The following is a 20,673-nucleotide window of genomic DNA, read 5'->3' on the forward strand; positions in this document are numbered from 1 at the left end:
TCGTGTCCAGGGGCCCCGGTCAGGAGAGCCCGTCGGCCCAGTCGTAGCCCTCGAGGAACGGGTCGGGCTCGATGGGCTCCTCGGAGCTCCACTCGGTGTGGATGAGGCCGTCCTCGCCGATGCGCCCGACGAGCGCCGTCTTGGCGACGTGGTGGTTCTCGCCGTCCACGACGACGGTGCCCTCGGGGGCGTCGAAGGTGACGCCGTCCGCGGCCGCCTGCACGTCCGCGACGTCGAAGGAGTCCGCCTTCTCGACCATCGCCTTCCACAGGTACAGCGACGTGTAGGCGGCCTCCATCGGGTCGGACGTCACACGGTCGTCGCCGTACTCGGCCTGGAACGCCTTCACGAACGCGTCGTTCTCGGGGCTGTCGACCGTCTGGTAGTAGTTCCAGGCGGTGAGCTGGCCCTCGATGTTGTCCACGCCGATGCCGCCCACCTCCTCCTCCGCGATCGAGACGGAGACGACGGGCATGTCGTCGGCGGACAGACCGGCGTTGTTGTACTCCTTGAAGAACGCGACGTTGGAGTCGCCGTTGAGGGTGTTGAACACCGCGTCCGCCCCGGCGGCCTTCACCTTGTTGACGATGGTGGAGAAGTCCGTGTGGCCGAGCGGCGCGTACTCCTCGCCGACGATCTCGATGCCGTGCGCCTCGGCGTACGCGTTGATGATCTTGTTCGCGGTGCGCGGGAACACGTAGTCGGAGCCCACGAGGAACAGCGACGTGGTGCCCTGCTCGGCGAGGTAGTCGAGGGCGGGCACGATCTGCTGGTTGGTCGTGGCGCCGGTGTAGAAGATGTTCTCCGAGGCCTCGAGGCCCTCGTACTGCACCGGGTAGAACAGCAGCGAGTCGTTCGCCTCGAAGACCGGCAGCATCGCCTTGCGCGACGCCGACGTCCAGCCCCCGAACACGGCCGCCACGCAGTCGCTGGTGATGAGCTTGGTGGCCTTCTCCGCGAAGACGGTGGGCTCGGACTGGCCGTCCTCGGAGACGATCTCGAGCTGCTTGCCGAGCACGCCGCCGTCGGCGTTGATCTCGGCCGCGGCCAGCTGGAGCGAGTCGTGCACGGTCTGCTCGGAGATCGCCATCGTGCCCGACAGCGAGTTGAGGAAGCCGACCTTGACCGTGTCGCCCGAGGTGTCGACGCAGCCCTCCGCCGCGGAGGCCGAGGCATCGCCGCTCGCGGCGTCCACCCGGGCCCCGCAGGCCGAGAGGGCGGCGACGGCGAGGACGGCGAGGGAGGCGACGACAGGTCGGGTGGTGCCGGTGCGCGTGGTGCCCGTGCTGCTTCGAGGACGCATGGTGCTCCTTCGTGGCCGTGGCCCGGGGGCCGGTTAGGTTCAGATGAACCCAAGTACGTCCACGTGTCCCCGCCGTGAGTTCGGTGTCACCATCGTGTTACGGCTGGTGGGGACGGGTGCCGGAGAGGTGGCCGGAGCGTTCGCCCCCGCGCCGGTGCGATCATGGGGCCATGGCATCCGCGCACGGGGTCGGTGACCCCCTCGTCCTCGGTATCGAGACCTCCTGCGACGAGACGGGCGTCGCGCTCGTCCGCGGCGACGAGCTCCTGGTCGACGCCGTCGCCAGCTCGATGGAGGAGCACGCGCGCTACGGCGGGATCATCCCGGAGGTCGCGAGCCGCGCCCACCTGGAGCAGATGGTCCCCACGATCACGCGCGCGCTCGGTGAGGCCGACGTCGACCTGTCCGAGGTGGACGCGATCGCTGTCACCGCCGGCCCGGGCCTGGTCGGCCCGCTCACGATCGGCGCGTCCGCGGCGAAGGCGCTCGCGATCGGCCTGAACAAGCCGCTGTACGGCGTCAACCACGTCATCGGGCACGCCGCGGTGAACCAGCTCGTCGACGGTCCGTTCGAGGGCCGCACGATGGCGCTCGTGGTCTCGGGCGGGCACAGCTCGCTGATGCTCGTGGACGACGTCGCGACGGGCGTCACCGAGCTCGGCTCCACGCTCGACGACGCGGCGGGGGAGGCCTTCGACAAGGTCGGCCGCCTGCTCGGCCTGCCCTACCCCGGTGGCCCGCACGTGGACCGGCTGGCGCGCGAGGGCGACCCGGAGGCCATCCGCTTCCCGCGCGGCCTCACCGCCGCGAAGGACCAGGCGAAGCACGCCTACGACTTCTCCTTCTCCGGCCTCAAGACGGCGGTCGCCCGCTGGATCGAGGCCTGCGTCGACGCCGGGCGCGAGGTCCCGGCGGCCGACGTCGCCGCGTCGTTCGCCGCCGCGGTCGCCGACGTGCTCACCGCCAAGACGATCGCCGCGTGCCGCCGGCACGACGTCGAGACGCTCGTCGTGGGCGGCGGGTTCTCCGCGAACAGCCAGCTGCGGGAGATGGCCGCGAAGCGCTGCGCGGAGGCGGGCATCGACCTGCGCATCCCGCCGATCCGCTACTGCACCGACAACGGCGCGATGATCGCCGCGCTGGGTTCCGCCGTCGTGCGCGCCGGGGCGGCGCCGTCGAGCTTCGACTTCCCGGTCGACTCGTCGATGCCGATGACCACCATCACCGTCTGAAAAGACCTCGTGACCACCGGGCCGCGTCGGTAGCGTCCCGACCGTGGACACCGACCGCCCCACCATCTACCAGCACCCGCTCGCGTACCTCGTCGGGCTGGAGGGCGTGGCGCTGCTTCGCGCGTTCGCCGGCGAGCACGACCGCTCGTTCGTCGAGGCGCGGCTGGCCGACGTGCGCGCGCTGCTCGACGCCGCCGACCGCTTCGGCCCGGGCCACGAGGTCCCGCCGATCACCACCCGCGACGGATACCGGCACTGGGCGCCCCGCTACGACGGTCCCAACGGGTTCTGGGGGATGGAGGAGCCGCTCGTCCGGCCGCTGATGGAGCACCTGCCCCGCGGCGTCGCGGTCGACGCGGCGTGCGGTACGGGCCGGCACACCGAGTGGCTCGTCGAGCAGGGGCACGACGTGCTCGGCGTCGACTCGTCGCCCGACATGCTCGAGATCGCCCGCGCCAAGGTCCCGGGGGCACGGTTCGCCGAGGGCGACCTGCACGAGCTGCCGGTGGACGACGCGTCCGCCGACCTCGTCCTCGTCACCCTCGCGCTGTGCCACGTGCGGGATCTGGGGCCCGTGTTCGCCGAGCTGGCGCGCGTGCTTCGCCCGGGCGGCCGCCTCGTCGTCTCGGACACGCGCGGGTACTTCACCGGGTCGCCGCTCTATCCGCTCGTCGAGGGCGCGGACGGCGAGTTCGGGTACATCCCGAACTGGTTCCACGCCACGAGCGAGTACCTGCAGGCGGCCCTGCCCGTGGGCCTGGCGCCGCGGTTCTGCCGCGAGTACGTCGGCGGCCGCGCGGACCATGCCGACGGGGGAGCCGACGGGGGAGCCGGCGGCGGCCGCGAGTACACCGCGGCCCCGGACGCCGGGACGGGGGCCTTCGACCCCGCCGCCGACGTGGAGCTCGAGGACCCGGCCAGGCCGCCGACCCTCTGGGAGCTGATGCCGTGGGTGCCGGCGGCGGCGGGCGCGGCGTACGCGGGCACGCCCTCGCTCGTCGTGTGGGACTTCGAGAAGGAACGGGGGGCCGGGCGATGAGCCTTCTCGCTGCCGAGCGCGCGCTCCAGGCCGCCCAGCGCGCCGGCGACGTCGACGCGCTGGGGGCGCTGCTGCATCCTCGGTGCGTCGGCGCCGGCCCGGACGGCTCGGTGTTCTCCCGGGAGGACGACCTGGAGAGCTACCGGTCGGGGCTGCTGCGGATCACCCGCCTGGAGGAGGAGTCGCTCGACGTCCGGGAGGACGCGGCGAGCGGGACGAGCCGGCTGGTCGCCGTCGTCGACGCGGTCCAGGGCGGCACCGCGGTGTCGGCGCGGCTGGTCTACACGCGCCTCTGGGTGCGGGCCGACGAGGGCTGGCAGGTCCTGGCCGCCACGCTCGCGCCGGCCGCCGAGGCGGCGCCCTAGCCTGCCGCCGGCAGCGGCCGCCCGGCGTGCAGCTCGGCGACGAGCGACGCGACCACGGCCTCGAGCGCCGCGGGGCCGCCGCCGTGCGCGCGGGCCACCTCCCGCTGCCGCTGGTACGACGCACCACGGCGCACGATCTCGCGCACGCCGTCGAGCTCGGCGGCGCAGCCCAGCCGCTCGGCGACGGGCTCGAGCGTCGTGAGCAGGCGGGGCAGCGCGTCGGTGACGAGCTCCTCCTCGCCGGCGTCGTCGAGGATGATGATCGCCTCGGTGCCGTAGCGGGCAGCGCGCCACTTGTTCTCGTGCACGAACCACGCCGGCATCGTGGGCAGGGGGCGGCCCTCGTCGAGCAGGGTCGACAGGTGCTCCACCAGGCAGTGCACGAGTGCGCCGAGGGCGGCGAGCTCGAACGTGTTCGACGTGCCGTCGCAGATCCGCATCTCGACCGTGCCGAAGTGCGGCGCGGGGCGCACGTCCCACCGCACCTCCGTGAAGTCGTCGATGACGCCGGTGTGCAGCATGTCCGCGACGTACCGCTCCAGCTCGGACCAGGCCCCGAACTGGTAGGGCAGCCCCGCGGTGGGCAGCTGCTGGAAGATCATGGTCCGCATCGAGGCGTAGCCGGTGTCGTCGCCGCCGAAGAACGGCGACGAGGCGGACAGCACCTGCAGGTACGGCAGGTACACCAGCAGCGAGTTGACGATCGGCAGCACCTTGGCGCGGTCCTCGATGCCCACGTGCGCGTGCACGCCGTAGACGATCTGCTGGCGGCCCACGACCTGCGCCCGGTCGACGACGGTGGCGTACCGCTTCTTGTCGGTGACCTTCTGCTGCGACCAGTGCGCGAACGGGTGCGTGCCCGCGCCCATGAGGTCCACGCGCATGGGGCCGGTGGCGTCGTGGATGGCGGCGATGCCGCGCTCGAGGTCGGCGATCGCCTCGGGCACGGTGCACCGCACGCCGCTGATCACCTCGACCGTGTTCCGCAGGAACTCGGGCTTCACGTAGCGGTGCCGCACGTCGTCGGCCACCGCCTCGATGACGGCGGGCGCCACCTGCCGCAGGTTGCCCGAGTCGGCGTCGACCAGCGCGAGCTCCCACTCGAGCCCGACGCTCGACCGCTCGGAGGCGGCGAATTCCAGCACCATGCGGGCCATGCTTCCACGGGGGGACGGCAGGCCGCGCGCCGGTCCGGCCGGGTCGCGGCGGGACGCCTCCTCGCGCGCGCCCGGCGCGGGATCAGCGCAGCGGCTCGACGACGAGCACGTGCTGCGCGCCGCCGACCCGCGTGAGCACGAGGGTCGCCTCGGCGTCGCCCTTCGGCGAGAGCTGGGCGCGCAGCTGCTCGGGCGTGACGGCGGTGCCGCGCTTCTTGATGGTGAGCCGCCCGACGCCGCGCTCGCGCAGGTAGGCCTTGAGCCGCTTGAGGTTGAACGGCATGACGTCGAGCACGCGGTAGCCGGTGGCCAGCGGTGCCGCTCCCTCGGCCGGGGGCCCGGCGGGCTGGTCGGTCGTGACATAGGCGATGGTGCGGTCCAGCAGGCGCCCGCCCAGCTCGGCCGCGGCGTGCGCCACGAGCCCGGCGCGGATGACCGCGCCGTCCGGCTCGTACAGGTAGGCGCCGACGGGACCGACGTCGGGCACGAGGTCGGCGCCGCCCGCGTCGTCGTGCAGGTCCGTGCGCAGGGTGCGCGACGTCGTCACCCCGCCCGACGTCGCGAGCACGAGCGCGGACCGGCCGGGCCCCGCGGGGGCGAGCGGCCCGAACCAGAGCCCCGCCTCGACGACGTCGCCGTCCACGGAGACCCACTGCGTCTCCGCGTCGTCGGGGAGACCCTGGTGCGGGATGCCCGGCCCGACCTTGATGCCGAGCGCGGGGACCTGGGTGCGCAGGTCCCACACGGCGTCGAGCGGGGGAGCGTACGCGGTCGGGTCGAAGACGCGCCGCCCGCCGCGGGTGCGTCGCGCCGGGTCCGCGTAGACGCCGTCGACCCCCTCGGCGGCGAGGTCGAGCGCGAGCCCGTCGGCGTGCCGCACCTCGGCCTCGGGGAAGTGGCGCAGGTTGACGGTGGCCAGGGCTGCCGTGATCTCGTCGACGTCGGTCGCCAGGACGCGCAGCCCGACCCCCGCGAACGCGAGCGCGTCCGCGCCGATCCCGCTCGTGAGGTCCGCGACCTTGGTGACGCCGGCGGCGAGGTACCGGCGGGCGTGCAGCGCGGCGACCACGAGGCGGGTGGCCTGCTCCACGCCGTCGGGCGTGAAGAGCATCCCCTCGGCGAAGTCGCCGAGCTTGGCGCGTGCCTTGGCCCGCAGCCGCGACTGGGTGAGGGCGGCCGCCGCGAGGTCGGCGTCGACCCCGTCAGCCCGAAGCCGGGTGGCCAGGGCCATGGCCTGCTTCTCGTCGTACGGGGGGAGCGAGTTGAGCAGCGCCCACCCGTCCGGGCTCAGCAGCTTGCTCACGGAGGCGGCGTCCATCGGGCCATCGTCTCAGGCGTGCGGGTGACGCCCTGGGCGAACGACCCGCCGACCTCTGGCACTCGACTTGTCAGAGTGCTAACGCCTGCCTAGATTTGTCGTCAGCGACCGCAAGGCTGTACGGCACCCGCGACGACGGCCAGCCCTCGGACGCGACCTGGTCAATCAGCTAGTCCATCCACGCATCGCGAATCAAGGAGGTCCGACGTGTCGGTCCCCATCAAGCCGCTCGAGGACCGGATCGTCGTCAAGGCCATCGAGGCCGAGACCACGACCGCTTCCGGCCTGGTCATCCCGGACACCGCCAAGGAGAAGCCCCAGGAGGGCGAGGTCCTGGCCGTGGGCGAGGGTCGCTTCGACGACAAGGGCAACCGCGTCCCGGTCGACGTCAAGGTCGGTGACAAGGTCATCTACAGCAAGTACGGCGGCACCGAGGTCAAGTACGCCGGTGAGGACTACCTCGTCCTCTCCGCCCGCGACATCCTCGCGGTCGTCGTCGCCTGACGACACCAGCACGCAGAAGGCCTCGCACCGTCGTCGGTGCGGGGCCTTCGTGCTGTCAGCCGGTCTTGCGGGCGCCGCCGGCGAGGATCGCGGAGCGCTCGTCCTCGCTGAGGCCGCCCCAGACCCCGTAGGGCTCCCGGACCCGGAGCGACTGCTCCCGGCACTGCATCATCACGGGGCACGCGCGGCAGATCGCCTTGGCCGCCTCGGCCCGACGCCGGCGCGTGGAGCCGCGCTCGCCCTCGGGGTGGAAGAACAACGTGTCGTCCGCGTCACGGCAGGAGCCCTGGTACTGCCACTCCCACAGCTCCATCACCGGACCGGGAAGCCTCGAGATCTCCGTCATGGCGAACAACCTACAAGTTGTGCAGAAGTTGTTCAAGGTCCGATTTCGTGACCGGATTCGATGATTCAGTGTTCAACTTCATGGCCGGGGCTGAAGGGGTTCGCCGGGCTTCTGAACGGCTTTGACCTGCGACGTCGACCATTACGGCGGCGCGCCCGGGGGAGCAGTGGCGACCCTCCGGTCCTCTCGGCAGAATCGACGCCATGACCTCATCCCGACCCGCTCCTCACGGGGGCGGGTCTCGCGCGTCGAGCGCGGGCCTCGCCGTCGCGGCGGTCGCCAGGCGCCTCGGAGTCGCTCCGGCGACCCTGCGCACGTGGGACCGTCGCTACGGACTCGGCCCGTCCGCCCGCACCGCGGGATCGCACCGTCGCTACACGCCCGAGGACGTGGCGCGCCTGCTCGTCATGCGCCGGCTCACGCTCGAGGGCGTCGCGCCGGTCGACGCCGCGAAGGCCGCGCTCGAGGCGGGCGTCGAGGAGCTCGAGGAGGCGACCGAGGAGGCCGCGGGCGGCGAACCGGACGCCGGCGACGACGCGGAGCCCGACCCGGCGCGACCCGCGCCCGCCGCCGACGGCGAGGCGCCGCGCGGGCGAGCCCACCTCCGTGCCCTGCCCGGGGGCGGGGAAGGTGCCTCGTCGGCTCCCGGACACGTGCCCGGTGGGAGCGCTTCCGGCCGGGTGTCGGCCGTGGTGGACGCCGCCCTCGCGTACGACCAGGCCGGGTGCGACGACCTGCTCGCCATCCCGGCCCAGGGCGACCCCGCCGTCTGGTGGACCGAGATCGCCGAGCCGGCCTGGCAGCGTGTGGCCCAGCGGACGGTGCTCGCCGGCCCGGGCGCCGTCCCCGAGGTGGTGCTCGCGACCGCGGCCCTGCGCGCGCTGCGCGAGTTCACGGAGGCGTTCGAGCGGGCCATGGTCGCCGGCGGGGCCCCGCCGGCCAACCACCCGAGCCGCATGCGCAAGATCGTGCTCATCTTCGCCGCCCCCGACGAGGTGGTGCCGCTGTCCGCGCACGCCCTCGCCGCCGCGCTGACCGCCAAGGGCGCGACCGCGCGGATCGTCACCGGCCCCGCCAGCACCCACCGCTCGCTCGAGCTGGTGACCATGGTGCGGCCGGCGGCGCTCGTCCTCGCGACGGCGCAGCGGCGTCCGGACCTGGACCTCATCCACGCGGTGCACGAAGGCTTCGCCGAGCTGCCGGTCATCGTCAGCCTGCGGCGGGACGACGCCGCGAGCGAGCTCCCGCTGGCGCCGACCGTGCAGCGGGTGCGGTCGTTCACCGCGATGCTGCACGAGGCGCTCGCCGTGGTGACGTGACCCGTGACGTGATCCCGTGACGTGAGGTCCGCCACGACCGGGCGTTGGAGGGCAGGCGGGCCGGAATAAGGCGTCCGCCCAGAACGTAGACTCCTGTCATGACGGACTCGACCTCGCCCGCGCACGACCCGTTCGGATTCCTCGGCCTCACCTACGACGACGTCCTGCTGCTGCCGGGGTACTCCGACCTCGCCCCGTCGGACATCGACACCACCTCGCGCCTCACCCGCGAGATCTCCCTGCGCGTGCCGCTCGTCTCGGCCGCGATGGACACCGTCACCGAGTCGCGCATGGCGATCGCGATGGCCCGCCAGGGCGGCATCGGCGTGCTGCACCGCAACCTGTCGATCGAGGACCAGGCGTACCAGGTGGACCTGGTCAAGCGGACGCAGACCGGCATCATCTCCAACCCGGTGACGATCGGGCCGGACGCCACACTCGAGGAGCTCGACAAGCGGGCGGGGGAGTACCGCATCTCCGGTTTCCCCGTGGTCGACGCGGGCGGCCACCTCACCGGCATCGTCACCAACCGCGACCTGCGCTTCACCCCGGTCGCCGAGTGGGCCACGACCAAGGTCTCCGAGGTCATGACGCCCGCCCCGCTCATCACCGGGCAGGCCGGCATCTCGCGCGAGGACGCCACGCTGCTGCTGCGCAAGCACAAGCTGGAGCGCCTGCCGCTGGTCGACGACGAGGGCCGCCTCGCGGGCCTCATCACCGTCAAGGACTTCGTGAAGTCCGAGCAGTTCCCGAACGCGTCGAAGGACGGCCAGGGCCGCCTGCTCGTCGGCGCGGCGATCGGCTACTTCGGCGACGCCTGGGAGCGCGCGACGACGCTGGTCGACGCCGGCGTGGACGTGCTCGTCGCGGACACAGCGCACGGCAACGTCCGGATGCTCGTCGACATGGTCCGCAAGCTCAAGACGGACCCCGCGACCCGCCACGTGCAGGTGATCGGCGGCAACGTCGCGACGAAGGAGGGCGCGCAGTCCTTCGTCGACGCGGGCGCCGACGGCATCAAGGTGGGCGTGGGCCCGGGCTCGATCTGCACCACCCGCATCGTCACCGGCGTCGGGGTCCCGCAGATCACGGCCGTGTACGAGGCGTCGCTGGCCGCGCGCGCGGCCGGGATCCCCGTCATCGCCGACGGCGGCATGCGCCACTCGGGCGAGATCGGCAAGGCGATCGTGGCCGGCGCGGAGGCGGTCATGCTCGGCTCGATGCTGGCCGGCACCGAGGAGGCGCCGGGCGAGACGATCCTCGTCAACGGCAAGCAGTACAAGGCGTACCGCGGCATGGGGTCGATGGGTGCGATGTCGTCGCGCGGCAAGAAGTCCTACTCGAAGGACCGCTACTTCCAGGCAGAGGTCACCAGCGACGACATGATCGTGCCGGAGGGCATCGAGGGGCAGGTGCCGTACAAGGGCACGCTGAACACGGTCGCGCACCAGCTCGTCGGCGGGCTGCACCAGTCGATGTTCTACGTCGGGGCCACCACCATCCCCGAGCTGCAGGCCAAGGGCCGGTTCGTGCGCATCACGTCCGCCTCCCTCAAGGAGAGCCACCCGCACGACGTGCAGATGACGGTCGAGGCGCCGAACTACGCCGGGTTCTGAGCCGACCCGCACGACGGCCGCGACGAGGCCCGGCACCCCCGCGGGGGTGCCGGGCCTCCGTCGTCCCGCCGTCAGCTCGCCATGACCCGGGCGTGCAGGGCCTGGACGGCGTACCGGGCGGACCAGAACGCGCCGTGCTGCCAGGCGGAGACCTCGGACATCCAGTCGCCCGCGAAGTAGACGCGGCCCGCGCCCTGCTGCAGCTGCTTGAAGCCCGACGACTCCGTGTTCGGGTAGGCCCACGCCCCCTCGATGTACGGCACCTTGTGCCAGGCGATGGAGAACGACGACTCCAGCTCGGTCCGGTACTTCTCGCCGTGGATCTTCACGCCCTGCTCGACGGCGCGCCGCTCGCGCTGCCGGGGCGTGAGGTCCGCGTAGGTGCGGGCGTTGGCCCCGGTGTTGTAGTAGCCCACGACGAGCCCCTTGCGCTCCCCGTACCCGTACGACGGGTACCAGACGTGCGCCAGGTCCATGTCCGTCTCGGTGATGCCGCCGAAGATGCGGTGGTCGTCCTCCCACCACCGCGAGCGGTACTGCAGGCCGATCTTGCCCGCGGGCGAGCCGGTGGCGAACTCGCCCAGCGCGGCGTCGATCCCGGTTCCCCAGTTCGTGTCCCAGCGGCGCATGACGCCGGCCGGCGCGGCGACGATCGCGAAGTCGGCCTCGATCTGCCGGGGGCGGCCGTGGCCGGGCGTGTAGGTGACCCGCACGCCGTCGCTCGTGTTCTCCACGCCGGTGACGGGGGAGCCGAAGTGCACGTTCTGCTTGCCGATCGCCCGCACGAAGTACTGGTAGGTCGTGTCCATGCCGCCCTTCGGCTGGAACATGAGCATCGACTGCTCCCAGTTGATCTCGAACGGGAAGTACTGCCCCACCTTCGAGGCGAGCACCTCCGAGACCGTGCCGGGGCCGGGCAGCGGCGTGCCGTGCTCGTTCCATGCGGAGGGATAGGTCGTGAACCCGCGGTTGTCGCCGCCCGCGTACGTGCCGTCGGCCTTCAGCGAGCCCCAGCTGCGCAGGAAGGAGCGCAGGTTCTCCTTGTCCTCGGCGGTGAGCCGCTGGTCCAGGGCGCCCTGGTCGGTGGCATAGCTCAGCAGCTCCGAGGTGTAGCCGAAGACGTCGGCCTTGGCGGTGCGGTAACGCACGGGGTGGCCCGGGGTGGCCCCGGTCTTCTCGTTGTAGAGGTAGGCGTCGGCGTTCGCGTTGGTGAACACCTCGTACGGCACGCCGAGCTCGCGCAGGTAGTCCATGGTGACCATCCACTGCGCGATGCGGCCGGCGCCGGCGTTCATGTAGACGCCGTCGTCGAAGCGCGCCGTCTGCGTGACGCCGTCGACGTCCGTCTCGGAGTCCCCGCCGCGGATCGTCAGGGTGCGGCCGCCCGGCCGGTGGCGCGCCTCGAGCACCGTGACGCGGTAGCCGGCCTTCTGCAGCTCGTACGCCGAGGCGAGCCCGGCCGGGCCGGCGCCGACGACCACCACCTTCTTCGCCGAGCGGCCGGTGAGCGAGAAGTCGCTGCCCCGGGGCGGCGTCCAGGCCGCGGCCGTGGGCTGGGCGGCCGCGGACGGGGCGAGCCCCATCGCCCCCATCGTGGCGAACATGACGCCGGCGCTGGAGCCGACGCCGACGGCCTGGAGGAAGCCGCGGCGGGAGACGCCGGACCGGCGTCCGTCGGTGGCCCCGTCGGTGATCGTGTCAGTGACCATGTGGCACTACCTCTCGTGTCGAAAGGTCTGACGGACGGTCGCGGCGGCCCTGGATGCCGGGCGCCGCCGTCAGCACCGCGGCCGACGGTAGGAGAGCCGCGTCACGGCCCGGGGTCGGCGGGGTTACGGCGTCGTCGCCTGGGGTAACGGCTGCGTTTCGACGACGTCGCCGCAGGTCAGCGACTCGCGTTCGACCTGCGCCGGTCATCCGGCGGAAACGGTGCGCCCCTACGTTCCCCCCATGAAGAACACCACCAAGGTCGTCCTCGCCGTCGTCGTCACGACCGCCGTCGCCGTGCCCGCCACCGCCGTCGCGGGAGGCCGGCTCTTCGAGCCGCGGCCGACCGAGGCGCACTCCTTCGTCACCGGTGACACCCCGTCCATCGCCGACGGCGTGGCCCTCGGCAAGAACGTGGCCTGGTACAAGTCGTCGGGGCTGGGGCCGTCCGCCCTGAACCGCGCCCCGGGCGTGTCCGCCGAGGAGCGCTACGTCCCGACCGACGTCTTCCCCGGCGGCGAGCTGCCCGAGGGTGTGACGCTCACCGAGGCGCAGGGGATCAACGCGCTGATGCGGATCGGGGAGAACCTCGAGCGCGCGGGCCTGTCCTACGACGACGTCGTCTCCATGCGTGTCTTCCTGCAGAACCCGGACGGCGAGGATGCCATGGACTTCGCCGGCTGGAACCGGGCGTACCGGCAGTTCTTCGCCAACACGAACCTCGCCACCGGAGAGACGCTCGACGTCCAGCTCGGGTCGGCCTCCGGCGAGCCCATGGTCGTCAACGCGGCACGGCCCTCCCGGTTCGCGCTGGAGATCGAGAACCTGCCGGTGGACGGCTGGCTGGTCGAGGTGGAGGTCGACGCCGTCTACGACCGGTAGGCCGGCCCCGCCGACGCGCGGCCGGTCAGGAACCGCCGGGGCCGAGCGCGTGCGGGAGGCCCGTGAGCGCCGGCCAGGCCGGCGACGTGGGCGGCCGTCCGCCCGGGGTCGCGGCGCGCTCCGCGTTGACGCGCTCCGCCCAGGCGCGGTGGGCGCCGGCCTGGGCGGCGTGCAGCGCGTCGAGCGCGGCGCCCCGCAGGCGCGGGTGGGCCACGAGCTGGGCGTCGAGGACGTCGAGCGTGGCGAGGACGTCGACGTCCGCTCGGTGGAGCTCGCCGTCGCCCTCGATCCCGTACAGGGCGCACAGGTCGCCGAGGCGCCGCTTGCCCTCGCGGGCGCGGTCCAGCCACCGGTCGAGGACGAGGGGGTCCAGCACCGGGGCGACGGGCCGGCCGAGCCGCTCGGGCACGGTCGGCAGGCCGTGGCGGGCCAGCTCGACGTCGAGCAGGGAGAGGTCGAACGAGGCGTTGTAGGCGACCAGGGGGACGCCGTCGCGCACGTGATGGACGAGGATCGCGGCGATCTCCTCGAGCGCCCCGACGGCGTCCTGGCCGTGGGCGCGCGCCTCGGCGGTGGTGATGCCGTGGATGGCGGCGGCCTCGGCGGGGATCTCGATGCCCGGGTCGAGCAGCCAGGTGCGCACCGACCGGGAGCCGTCCGGCCCCCGCAGCACGAGCGCGGCGGTCACGATGCGGTCGGCCTCGACGTCGAGCCCCGTGGTCTCCGTGTCGAAGCCGAGCAGGGGCCCGCGCGACCAGCCCGGGTCGGGGGCGGCCTGCGGTGCGTCGAGCTCCGCGTACGTCGTCATGCCCCCGGACTGTGCCACCGGCCACCGACAGCACGCGCCGGTAGGCTGTCCGGGTGAGCAACGAGATCGAGATCGGGCGCGGAAAGCGCGGCCGCCGCGCATACTCCTTCGACGACATCGCGATCGTGCCCTCGCGGCGCACGCGCGACCCGAAGGACGTGTCCGTGGAGTGGCAGATCGACGCCTACCACTTCGACCTGCCGATCATGTCGGCGCCGATGGACTCCGTGATGAGCCCCGCCACCGCGGTGGCGCTGGGGAACCACGGCGGCCTCGGCGTCCTCGACCTCGAGGGCCTGTGGACGCGGTACGAGTCGCCCGAGACGCTGCTGGCCGAGATCCGCGACCTGCCCGCCGACCGCGCGACGCGGCGCATGCAGGAGATCTACGCCGAGCCGATCAAGGCCGAGCTCATCACGCAGCGCCTCAAGGAGGTCCGCGCCGCGGGCGTCACCGTCGCGGGCGCGCTGTCCCCGCAGCGCACGCAGGAGCACTACCAGACCGTGGTCGACGCGGGCGTGGACCTGTTCGTCATCCGCGGCACCACGGTCTCGGCCGAGCACGTCTCCGGCAACGCCGAGCCGCTCAACCTCAAGCGGTTCATCTACGAGCTCGACGTCCCGGTCGTCGTCGGCGGCGCGTCCACCTACACCGCCGCGCTGCACCTCATGCGCACCGGCGCGGCGGGCGTGCTCGTCGGCTTCGGCGGCGGCGCCGCGCACACCACGCGCGTGGGCCTCGGCATCCACGCGCCGATGGCCACGGCCGTCTCCGACGTGGCCGCGGCCCGCCGCGACTACCTCGACGAGTCCGGCGGCCGGTACGTGCACGTGATCGCCGACGGCGGCGTGGGCCGCTCCGGCGACATCGTCAAGGCCGTCGCCTGCGGCGCCGACGCCGTCATGCTGGGCGCCGCGCTCGCCCGCGCCGAGGAGGCGCCGGGCAAGGGCTGGCACTGGGGGCCCGAGGCCCACCACCCGGCGCTGCCCCGGGGCGAGCGCGTCGAGGTCGGGACGGCCGGCACGCTCGAGCAGGTGCTGTTCGGGCCGAGCGGCTCCGCCGACGGCACCCTCAACCTCGTCGGCGCGCTGCGCCGCGCCATGGCCACGACCGGGTACTCCGACCTCAAGGAGTTCCAGCGGGTCGAGGTCGTCGTCTCGCCGTACCAGCCCCGGTGACCGCCGGCTCCACGACCCGCGACGCGCTCGACGTCGCGTTCCGGGAGGTCACGGACGACGACGTCGAGCAGGTCGTCGCGCTGTGGGAGGCCTGCGGGCTGACCCGGCCGTGGAACGACCCGCGCCGCGACGTCGCCGACGCGCGGCGCACCCCGACGTCGACGGTCGTGATCGGGGTGGCCGGCGACCGCGTCGTGTCCTCCGCGCTGGCCGGGTACGACGGGCACCGCGGCTGGCTGTACTACGTGGCCGTCGACCCGCAGAGGCAGGGGAGCGGCCTCGGCCGCGCGACGGTGGTCGCCGCCGAGGGCTGGCTCCGCCGCGCGGGCGTGCACAAGGTGCGCCTCATGGTGCGGCACGGGAACGAGCGGGTGCTCGGGTTCTACGACGGTCTGGGGTACACCGACTCCGAGTGCGTCGTGCTGGGCCGTGACCTGTGACGCCCCTCGGGGAGGGCTCCCGGTCGCGCTGAGAGCGAACGCCCGGCCGTCCGGGCACGACGGTTGCCGCGGTGTCGCCGGACCCGGCTAGGGTGTCGGCCATGTCCACCGCGCACGAGGGCGAAGGCGCTCTCGGGGAACTTCTCGACCCCGAGCTGCCCGCCGCCACCTATGTCCTGGAGCCCGACGTCGTGGAGCCGCTGACGCGGCGCATCGTCACGTCCCACACGGTCGGGACGCACCGTTCGGTCCTTCCCTTCACGGGTGCCCCGCTGGCGGCGTTCCCGCTGTCGTCGCCCGACGACGTCGCGTCGGCCGCGGGCCGCGCCCGCGCCGCGCAGCCCGGGTGGGCGCGCACGTCGCTGCGGGAGCGCACGGCCGTGCTGGACCGCCTCGGCGCGCTGGTGCTGGAGCGGCAGTCGGAGATCCTCGACCTGATCCAGATGGAGTCGGGGAAGGCCCGGCGCAGCGCGTTCGAGGAGGTCGCCGACGTCGCGATGGCGTGCCGGCACTACGCCGTGCGCGGCCCCGGGTACCTGGGCGAGCGCCGCGTGCCGGGCATGCTGCCCGTGCTCACGGGCGTGCGCGTGCACCGCCGTCCGGTCGGCGTGGTCGGCGCGATCGCGCCGTGGAACTACCCGCTGTCCCTGGTCCTGTCGGAGGCGATCCCGGCGCTGCTCGCGGGGAACGCGGTGGTGCTCAAGCCGGACCCGCAGACCACCCTGTCGTCCCTGTGGGTGGCGGAGCTCCTGCAGGAGGCGGGGCTGCCCGACGACCTGTTCCTCGTCGTCGCCGGCGGCGGGGACGTCGGCGCGGCGCTCGTGGACCACGTGGACCACATCGCGTTCACCGGCTCGACGGCGACGGGCCGCAAGGTCGCGGCGCGGGCGGGCGAGCGGCTCATCGGCACGACGCTCGAGCTGGGCGGCAAGAACCCGCTGTACGTCGCGGCCGACGCCGACCTCGACTCGGCGGTGCCGGGCGTCGTGCGGGCCTGCTTCGCGAACGCCGGCCAGCTGTGCATGTCGATCGAGCGCCTGGTGCTGCACGAGCGGATCGCGGACGCGTTCCTCGAGCGGTTCGCCGTCGCGGTGCGCGACCTCACGCTGGGCACCGGGCTCGACTACACCGCGGACGTGGGCTCGCTGGTCTCCGCCGCGCAGCTCGAGCGCGTCACGCGCCACGTCGACGACGCGCTCGCCAAGGGCGCCCGCGCGCTCGTCGGCGGGGTGCACCGCTCCGACGTCGGCCCGTACTTCTACGCCCCGACGGTGCTGGACGACGTCCCCGAGGACGCCCTGTGCGCCCGCGAGGAGACGTTCGGCCCGGTCGTCGCCGTGACCCGCGTGGCGTCGGACGACGAGGCGGTGCGCGTGATGAACGACACCGAGTTCGGCCTCAACGCGAGCATCTGGTCCACCGACGTCGCCCGCGCCCGGCGCCTCGCGGCGCGCGTGCAGTCCGGCACCGTCGTGATCAACGACGGGTACGCCTCGGCCTGGGGTTCCGCGGCCGCGCCGATGGGCGGCTTCAAGGCCTCCGGGCAGGGCCGCCGGCACGGGCGCGAGGGCATCGAGGCCGTCACCGAGGTGCAGACCGTCGCCGTCCAGCGCGGCGCCCGGTTCGGCCTGTCCCTCGACACGCTGTACACGCTCGGTGGGGAGACGCCGAGCCGCGTGCTGTCCGTCGCGCTCGGCGCGATGCGGCGGCTGCGCCTGCCGTAGGCCCGCCTCAGCGCCCTGGGCGGGACAGGAAGGAGCCCAGGGCGGCCTGCGCGGCGGGCTCGCCCAGCAGCCGGGTGAAGACCGCCCCCTCGTCCTCGATCCGGTCGAGGAGGGCGGCCTGGGTGCCGGAGCGCAGGAGGCGCTTGGTCTCGACGAGCGCGGTGACCGGCTTCGCGGCCAGCCGGGCGGCCTGCGCGCGGGCGTGGCCGAGCACCTCGGCGTCCGGCAGCACCCGGTTGACCAGCCCGGCGTCGGCCGCCGCGGCGGCGCTGAACGGCTCCCCGAGCAGGAGGGCGGCCGCGGCACGCTGGTGCCCGACGACCTGCGGCAGCAGCAGGCTGGACCCGGCCTCGGGGACCAGGCCCAGGTCGACGAACGGGAAGTGGAGCGTCGCGCCCTCGCCGGCGTACACGAGGTCGCAGTGCAGCAGCATGGTCGCGCCCACGCCGACGGCCGGGCCGCACACCCCCGCGACGACCGGCTTCGGGAACCGCGCGATCGTGCGCAGGAATCGGAACGCCGGGTCGTCGGTGCCTGCCTGCGGGCGGTCCAGGAAGTCGCGGATGTCGTTGCCCGCGCAGAACACGGTCTCGTCGCCCTGCAGCACGACCGCCCGGACGTCCGCGTCGGCCTCCGCCGCGTCGAGGGCGTCGGCCAGCGCGGCGTACATCGCGGTGGTGAGCGCGTTCTTCTTCGCGGGCCGGTCGAGGGTCACGGTGGCGACGCCCTCGGCGGCGCTGGTGAGGACGTCGTCGGTCATGCCGAGACGATAGCGGCCCCCTCCGCCTGCCCGGTGCCCCGTCAGAGCTCCCGGACCGCCGCCCGCCACGACGCCGGGATCTCGCGCACGTGCCACCACACCCACTTCCGGGGCGTCGCGCTCGCCGCCGAGACACCCACGCCCTGCGCGTCCAGGCCCGCGCGGGAGCAGCTGAACAGCGCGCGGCGCAGGTGGTAGTCCTGCGTGACGACGACGGCCGTGCGGGCTCCCAGCTCGGCGGTGCGGCGGCAGGACGCCGTGGTGTCGAGGCCGTCGCGGTCCAGCGTCAGCGCCTCGTCCGGCACGCCGCGGCCGAGGATCCACTCGCGCATGGAGGCGGGCTCGTCGTAGGGGGTGCCGTCCGGGCGCGGCTGCCCGTCGCCGCTGAGCACCACCCGGTCGGCGACGCCGGCGTGGTAGAGCTCGGCCGCCGCGTCGAGGCGGCGGCGCAGGTAGGGCGACGGTGTCCCGTCGGGCCGGATGCCCGCCCCGAGCACGAGGATCGCGTCGACCGGCTCGACGGACTCGACGGACGGCCGGACCCGGGCCTGCCCGGTCAGCTGCACCCACGCGACCGGCACCACGACGGCCAGGGCGAGCGCCCCCGCGGTCGCGGAGGAGACCCGCAGCGCACGACGGCGCCGGGAGCGGACGGGGGTCGGTGCGGCGGCCGGCGTCGGGGTCACGCCCCGCAACCTAGCGTCAGGGGACCAGGGCGGCGCGCTCGGCGCGCAGGTTGCGTCCCGCCGTGTCGGCCCAGCGGGCCGCGGCCGCGGGCGAGCGGTACAGCCGCGGCAGCCCGGCGAGCTGGTCCAGGACGGCGGCCCGGCCGGCCCGGAACGCGTCGTCGGGCACGTGCCCGTACTCGGCGCGGACCTGGGCCGCGTAGCGCGCGTACCGACCGGGCTCGGCGCCGAGGACGGCGAGGTCCGCGTCGCTGACCAGCGCGCCCGAGGCGTCCGCCGCGCCGGGGTCGTGGGCGGTCGTCACGAGCACGAGCCGGGCGACCTCGTCCACGTCGTGGTGCGTCAGCGGCTCGCCCGTCCCCGCCCGGCGCACCTCGCCTGCCAGCGGCCCGAGCAGCGCGCCCACCAGCGCGGCCGAGCGCTCCTCGTCGCGGCCCGCCTCGCCGTCGTGCACCGCGTCGTGGAACCACAGCGCCGCCGCCGCGTGCCAGCGCGAGCCGGGCGCGCCGTCGGCGACGAGGAGGTCCAGGGCGTCGAGGGAGTCGGCCAGGTGCAGGCGCGAGTGGTAGACGCGGTGCGGCTCGCGCCAGCGGCCCACGAGGTCGCGCCCGGCGTCGTCCGCCGCGGCGAGCGCGGACCGCGCGCCGTCGTCCGGCTCCCACAGCGTCGTCCACCGGGCGAGCAGCGCGTCGTGGGAGGCGCGCCGCCGTTCGCGGCCGGGCACCCGCAGGACGGAGCCGGCGAGGCGCCGCGACAGCTCGCCGCCGGTCACCGGCACGGCCCCGGCGGCCACCATCGCGTCGTGCCGGTCGGCGGGGACGTCGTAGTGGTCGAGGTCGAAGGCCCGGTCGCCCACGCCCTGGGCGCGGGCGAACGACCGCAGCTCGTGCAGCGACGTGTCCGAGACCAGGTGCGACCAGAGGGTGCCGTGCGCCGGCCAGGCGGGCGGGTCGAGCAGGAGCGTCATCGGCGCACCCGCCGCACCCTGAGGGCACCCGGCACGTCGAGCCGGTCGCCGAGGTCCTCGCCCCGCGCGAACGCGCCCCACACGGCGCGCACGCGCCGCGCGGAGCGCTGCAGGTCGTCCCACGACGTACCGTCCGTGAGCGCCGCCGGCGCCCACGCCTTCTCGTCGCCGAACAGCAGCGGCAGGTCGACGGTGTGCGCGGCGCCCCACGGGTTGCCTGGCGCGGCCCACGTCACGACGTACCGGTAGGCGGTGCCGCCGGCGGCCGCGTGCCGGGCGGCGAGCCGCCGGGCGGGGCGCCCGTAGACGGCCGCGGTGACGGCGGCGACCAGCGCGCGTCGTATCCAGGGCCCGACGACGGGCAGCGCGGCGAGCCGCCGGATCGCGGGGATCCGGGGGACGAACAGCCGCGCCTCCTCGGCGGTGCTTCCGACGAGCAGCGCGACCTGCGGCGCGACGGCGTCCCAGGCGGCGTCGATCTCGCCCTCGGGCGGCAGCGGGTCGTGGCCGTACTGGGTGCCGAACGGCATCGCGGCGCGCAGCCCGGCGCCCGTCGCCGCCCGCGCGACCCGCGCCTCCGCGGCCACGACGTCCGTGACGGGCGTCCGGGCGGAGATCCCGGCGGCGGCGCGCGCCATGGCGGCGTTCATCCGGTCCCGCCCCCGGGAGATGCCGAGCGGCGCGCTCTGCACGATCGCGCGCGAGACCAGGGCCGCCGCGGCGGGCACGGCCAGCAGGTGCGCGACGGCGTCGCCCCCCGCGGACTGGCCGAACAGCGTGACCCGCGCGGGGTCGCCGCTGAACGCGGCGATGTTGCGGTGCACCCAGCGCAGCGCCTCGAGCTGGTCGAGCAGCCCGAGGTTCGCGGGCCGCTCGGGGCCGTCGCCGAGGTAGCCCAGCAGGCCGAGCCGATAGGTGACGGTCACGACGACCACTCGCTGCTCCGCGACGAGCGGCCGCGGGTCCATGATCGGCAGGTCGCCCGCGCCGGAGGTGTACGAGCCGCCGTGGATCCACACCATGACGGGGAGGCGGTCGTCGGGGCGCACGTCGGCGGGCATCGTCACGGACAGGCGCTGGCAGTGCTCGTCGCCGGGGACGCCGGCGCCCGGCGAGCCCAGCACCTCGTCGAGGAACGGGACCGGCGCCTGCGGGCAGGCGGGGGACCACCCCGTCGCCGCGAACGCCTCGTTGCGGTCGGGCACAGGCAGGGGCCGGGCGAACCGGTCCGCGTGGGCGTACGGGATGCCGGTGGCGCGGACGACGTCGTCGTCCGCCCAGCCGTCGACCGGTCCGCAGGGAGGCGTGAAGCGCAGCATCGC

20 protein-coding genes are annotated in these 20,673 nt (G+C 74.2%); 10 read left to right on the plus strand and 10 right to left on the minus strand.

Translation table 11 applies throughout. The annotated features are described in order from the left end of the window. Positions 1-19 precede the first annotated feature (19 nt). On the minus strand, positions 20-1,303 hold the full coding sequence (gene urtA, locus ACFCZN_RS13990; RefSeq protein ID WP_430557143.1) for an urea ABC transporter substrate-binding protein: 1,284 nt from the start codon (positions 1,301-1,303) through the stop codon (positions 20-22). Between the two features lie 170 nt (positions 1,304-1,473). Here urtA and tsaD point away from each other — a divergent pair, with 170 nt between their 5' ends. The 3 genes from tsaD to ACFCZN_RS14005 are packed head-to-tail and all read left to right on the plus strand — an operon-like array spanning position 1,474 to position 3,939. Beyond that, positions 1,474-2,535 carry a tRNA (adenosine(37)-N6)-threonylcarbamoyltransferase complex transferase subunit TsaD gene (gene tsaD, locus ACFCZN_RS13995; protein ID WP_430557144.1) on the plus strand — a complete coding sequence of 354 codons (1,062 nt, stop codon included), beginning with the start codon at positions 1,474-1,476 and terminating at the stop codon, positions 2,533-2,535. 43 nt (positions 2,536-2,578) lie between these two features. Further along, positions 2,579-3,574: a class I SAM-dependent methyltransferase gene (locus ACFCZN_RS14000; RefSeq protein WP_430557145.1), complete on the plus strand. Its 996-nt coding sequence runs from the start codon at positions 2,579-2,581 to the stop codon at positions 3,572-3,574. Next, positions 3,571-3,939 (plus strand): nuclear transport factor 2 family protein, encoded by a 369-nt coding sequence (locus ACFCZN_RS14005; RefSeq protein ID WP_430557146.1) that lies wholly within the window; start codon positions 3,571-3,573, stop codon positions 3,937-3,939. Before ACFCZN_RS14000 ends, ACFCZN_RS14005 begins: the two co-directional genes overlap by 4 nt. Here ACFCZN_RS14005 and ACFCZN_RS14010 read toward each other — a convergent pair. Further along, positions 3,936-5,087 carry a glutamate--cysteine ligase gene (locus ACFCZN_RS14010; protein ID WP_430557147.1) on the minus strand — a complete coding sequence of 384 codons (1,152 nt, stop codon included), beginning with the start codon at positions 5,085-5,087 and terminating at the stop codon, positions 3,936-3,938. The genes ACFCZN_RS14005 and ACFCZN_RS14010 overlap by 4 nt on opposite strands. A 91-nt stretch (positions 5,088-5,178) precedes the next feature. After that, entirely contained in the window at positions 5,179-6,414 is a 1,236-nt protein-coding gene (locus ACFCZN_RS14015) for an SAM-dependent methyltransferase (RefSeq protein ID WP_430557148.1), read from the minus strand. Positions 6,415-6,621: 207 nt separating this feature from the next. Between ACFCZN_RS14015 and groES the strand changes: the two genes are divergently transcribed. Further along, a complete protein-coding gene (groES, locus tag ACFCZN_RS14020) occupies positions 6,622-6,918 on the plus strand; it encodes a co-chaperone GroES (RefSeq protein WP_079572552.1) in 297 nt (98 codons plus the stop codon). A gap of 55 nt (positions 6,919-6,973) precedes the next feature. Here the strand turns inward: groES and ACFCZN_RS14025 are convergent, their stop codons facing one another. After that, positions 6,974-7,264 (minus strand): WhiB family transcriptional regulator, encoded by a 291-nt coding sequence (locus ACFCZN_RS14025; RefSeq protein WP_429764681.1) that lies wholly within the window; start codon positions 7,262-7,264, stop codon positions 6,974-6,976. Between the two features lie 203 nt (positions 7,265-7,467). Between ACFCZN_RS14025 and ACFCZN_RS14030 the strand changes: the two genes are divergently transcribed. Both ACFCZN_RS14030 and guaB read left to right on the plus strand, forming a co-directional pair. After that, positions 7,468-8,583, plus strand: a complete 1,116-nt coding sequence (locus ACFCZN_RS14030) for a MerR family transcriptional regulator (RefSeq protein WP_429764679.1) — start codon at positions 7,468-7,470, stop codon at positions 8,581-8,583. A gap of 98 nt (positions 8,584-8,681) precedes the next feature. Next, on the plus strand, positions 8,682-10,199 hold the full coding sequence (gene guaB / locus ACFCZN_RS14035) for an IMP dehydrogenase (RefSeq protein ID WP_429764677.1): 1,518 nt from the start codon (positions 8,682-8,684) through the stop codon (positions 10,197-10,199). Between the two features lie 71 nt (positions 10,200-10,270). On the opposite strand, the gene ACFCZN_RS14040 is transcribed toward guaB, so the two are convergent. Continuing rightward, positions 10,271-11,908 carry a flavin monoamine oxidase family protein gene (locus tag ACFCZN_RS14040; RefSeq protein WP_430557149.1) on the minus strand — a complete coding sequence of 546 codons (1,638 nt, stop codon included), beginning with the start codon at positions 11,906-11,908 and terminating at the stop codon, positions 10,271-10,273. A 241-nt stretch (positions 11,909-12,149) separates the two neighbouring features. Here ACFCZN_RS14040 and ACFCZN_RS14045 point away from each other — a divergent pair, with 241 nt between their 5' ends. After that, positions 12,150-12,788 (plus strand): Rid family hydrolase, encoded by a 639-nt coding sequence (locus ACFCZN_RS14045; RefSeq protein WP_430557150.1) that lies wholly within the window; start codon positions 12,150-12,152, stop codon positions 12,786-12,788. A gap of 25 nt (positions 12,789-12,813) precedes the next feature. Here ACFCZN_RS14045 and ACFCZN_RS14050 read toward each other — a convergent pair whose 3' ends face one another. Then, a complete protein-coding gene (locus tag ACFCZN_RS14050; protein ID WP_429764673.1) occupies positions 12,814-13,596 on the minus strand; it encodes an exonuclease domain-containing protein in 783 nt (260 codons plus the stop codon). Positions 13,597-13,649: 53 nt separating this feature from the next. Between ACFCZN_RS14050 and ACFCZN_RS14055 the strand changes: the two genes are divergently transcribed. The 3 genes from ACFCZN_RS14055 to ACFCZN_RS14065 all read left to right on the plus strand — a co-directional run bounded on the left by ACFCZN_RS14055 (position 13,650) and on the right by ACFCZN_RS14065 (position 16,938). After that, the gene (locus ACFCZN_RS14055) at positions 13,650-14,774 is read left to right on the plus strand and encodes a GuaB3 family IMP dehydrogenase-related protein (RefSeq protein ID WP_430557151.1); all 1,125 of its coding nucleotides are present in this window, start codon (positions 13,650-13,652) and stop codon (positions 14,772-14,774) included. After that, the gene (locus ACFCZN_RS14060; protein WP_430557152.1) at positions 14,771-15,214 is read left to right on the plus strand and encodes a GNAT family acetyltransferase; all 444 of its coding nucleotides are present in this window, start codon (positions 14,771-14,773) and stop codon (positions 15,212-15,214) included. Before ACFCZN_RS14055 ends, ACFCZN_RS14060 begins: the two co-directional genes overlap by 4 nt. Before the next feature lie 101 nt (positions 15,215-15,315). Continuing rightward, the gene (locus ACFCZN_RS14065) at positions 15,316-16,938 is read left to right on the plus strand and encodes a succinic semialdehyde dehydrogenase (protein WP_430557153.1); all 1,623 of its coding nucleotides are present in this window, start codon (positions 15,316-15,318) and stop codon (positions 16,936-16,938) included. Between the two features lie 7 nt (positions 16,939-16,945). On the opposite strand, the gene ACFCZN_RS14070 is transcribed toward ACFCZN_RS14065, so the two are convergent. The 4 genes from ACFCZN_RS14070 to ACFCZN_RS14085 are packed head-to-tail and all read right to left on the minus strand — an operon-like array spanning position 16,946 to position 20,670. After that, positions 16,946-17,698, minus strand: coding sequence for an enoyl-CoA hydratase (locus ACFCZN_RS14070; RefSeq protein ID WP_430557154.1), 753 nt, complete (start codon positions 17,696-17,698; stop codon positions 16,946-16,948). A 41-nt stretch (positions 17,699-17,739) separates the two neighbouring features. Further along, positions 17,740-18,384 (minus strand): vancomycin high temperature exclusion protein, encoded by a 645-nt coding sequence (locus ACFCZN_RS14075; RefSeq protein ID WP_430557155.1) that lies wholly within the window; start codon positions 18,382-18,384, stop codon positions 17,740-17,742. 16 nt (positions 18,385-18,400) lie between these two features. Next, entirely contained in the window at positions 18,401-19,351 is a 951-nt protein-coding gene (locus ACFCZN_RS14080) for a DUF4031 domain-containing protein (protein WP_430557156.1), read from the minus strand. After that, positions 19,348-20,670 carry a carboxylesterase family protein gene (locus ACFCZN_RS14085; protein ID WP_430557157.1) on the minus strand — a complete coding sequence of 441 codons (1,323 nt, stop codon included), beginning with the start codon at positions 20,668-20,670 and terminating at the stop codon, positions 19,348-19,350. Before ACFCZN_RS14085 ends, ACFCZN_RS14080 begins: the two co-directional genes overlap by 4 nt. Positions 20,671-20,673: the final 3 nt, after the last annotated feature.

Source organism: Isoptericola sp. NPDC056134, from assembly GCF_042264825.1.
Classification (GTDB): Bacteria; Actinomycetota; Actinomycetes; order Actinomycetales; family Cellulomonadaceae; genus Isoptericola; species Isoptericola nanjingensis.

What these genes read in the sequence shown, in the direction of transcription:
- ACFCZN_RS14085 (WP_430557157.1), bottom strand. Translation starts at nt 20,670, where the DNA reads ATGCTGCGCTTCACGCCTCCCTGCGGACCGGTCGACGGCTGGGCGGAC.
- ACFCZN_RS14025 (WP_429764681.1), bottom strand. Translation starts at nt 7,264, where the DNA reads ATGACGGAGATCTCGAGGCTTCCCGGTCCGGTGATGGAGCTGTGGGAG.
- ACFCZN_RS14045 (WP_430557150.1), top strand. Translation starts at nt 12,150, where the DNA reads ATGAAGAACACCACCAAGGTCGTCCTCGCCGTCGTCGTCACGACCGCC.
- ACFCZN_RS14005 (WP_430557146.1), top strand. Translation starts at nt 3,571, where the DNA reads ATGAGCCTTCTCGCTGCCGAGCGCGCGCTCCAGGCCGCCCAGCGCGCC.
- ACFCZN_RS14070 (WP_430557154.1), bottom strand. Translation starts at nt 17,698, where the DNA reads ATGACCGACGACGTCCTCACCAGCGCCGCCGAGGGCGTCGCCACCGTG.
- urtA (WP_430557143.1), bottom strand. Translation starts at nt 1,303, where the DNA reads ATGCGTCCTCGAAGCAGCACGGGCACCACGCGCACCGGCACCACCCGA.
- ACFCZN_RS14015 (WP_430557148.1), bottom strand. Translation starts at nt 6,414, where the DNA reads ATGGACGCCGCCTCCGTGAGCAAGCTGCTGAGCCCGGACGGGTGGGCG.
- ACFCZN_RS14010 (WP_430557147.1), bottom strand. Translation starts at nt 5,087, where the DNA reads ATGGTGCTGGAATTCGCCGCCTCCGAGCGGTCGAGCGTCGGGCTCGAG.
- ACFCZN_RS14030 (WP_429764679.1), top strand. Translation starts at nt 7,468, where the DNA reads ATGACCTCATCCCGACCCGCTCCTCACGGGGGCGGGTCTCGCGCGTCG.
- ACFCZN_RS14065 (WP_430557153.1), top strand. Translation starts at nt 15,316, where the DNA reads ATGTCCACCGCGCACGAGGGCGAAGGCGCTCTCGGGGAACTTCTCGAC.
- ACFCZN_RS14080 (WP_430557156.1), bottom strand. Translation starts at nt 19,351, where the DNA reads ATGACGCTCCTGCTCGACCCGCCCGCCTGGCCGGCGCACGGCACCCTC.
- tsaD (WP_430557144.1), top strand. Translation starts at nt 1,474, where the DNA reads ATGGCATCCGCGCACGGGGTCGGTGACCCCCTCGTCCTCGGTATCGAG.
- ACFCZN_RS14050 (WP_429764673.1), bottom strand. Translation starts at nt 13,596, where the DNA reads ATGACGACGTACGCGGAGCTCGACGCACCGCAGGCCGCCCCCGACCCG.
- guaB (WP_429764677.1), top strand. Translation starts at nt 8,682, where the DNA reads ATGACGGACTCGACCTCGCCCGCGCACGACCCGTTCGGATTCCTCGGC.
- ACFCZN_RS14040 (WP_430557149.1), bottom strand. Translation starts at nt 11,908, where the DNA reads ATGGTCACTGACACGATCACCGACGGGGCCACCGACGGACGCCGGTCC.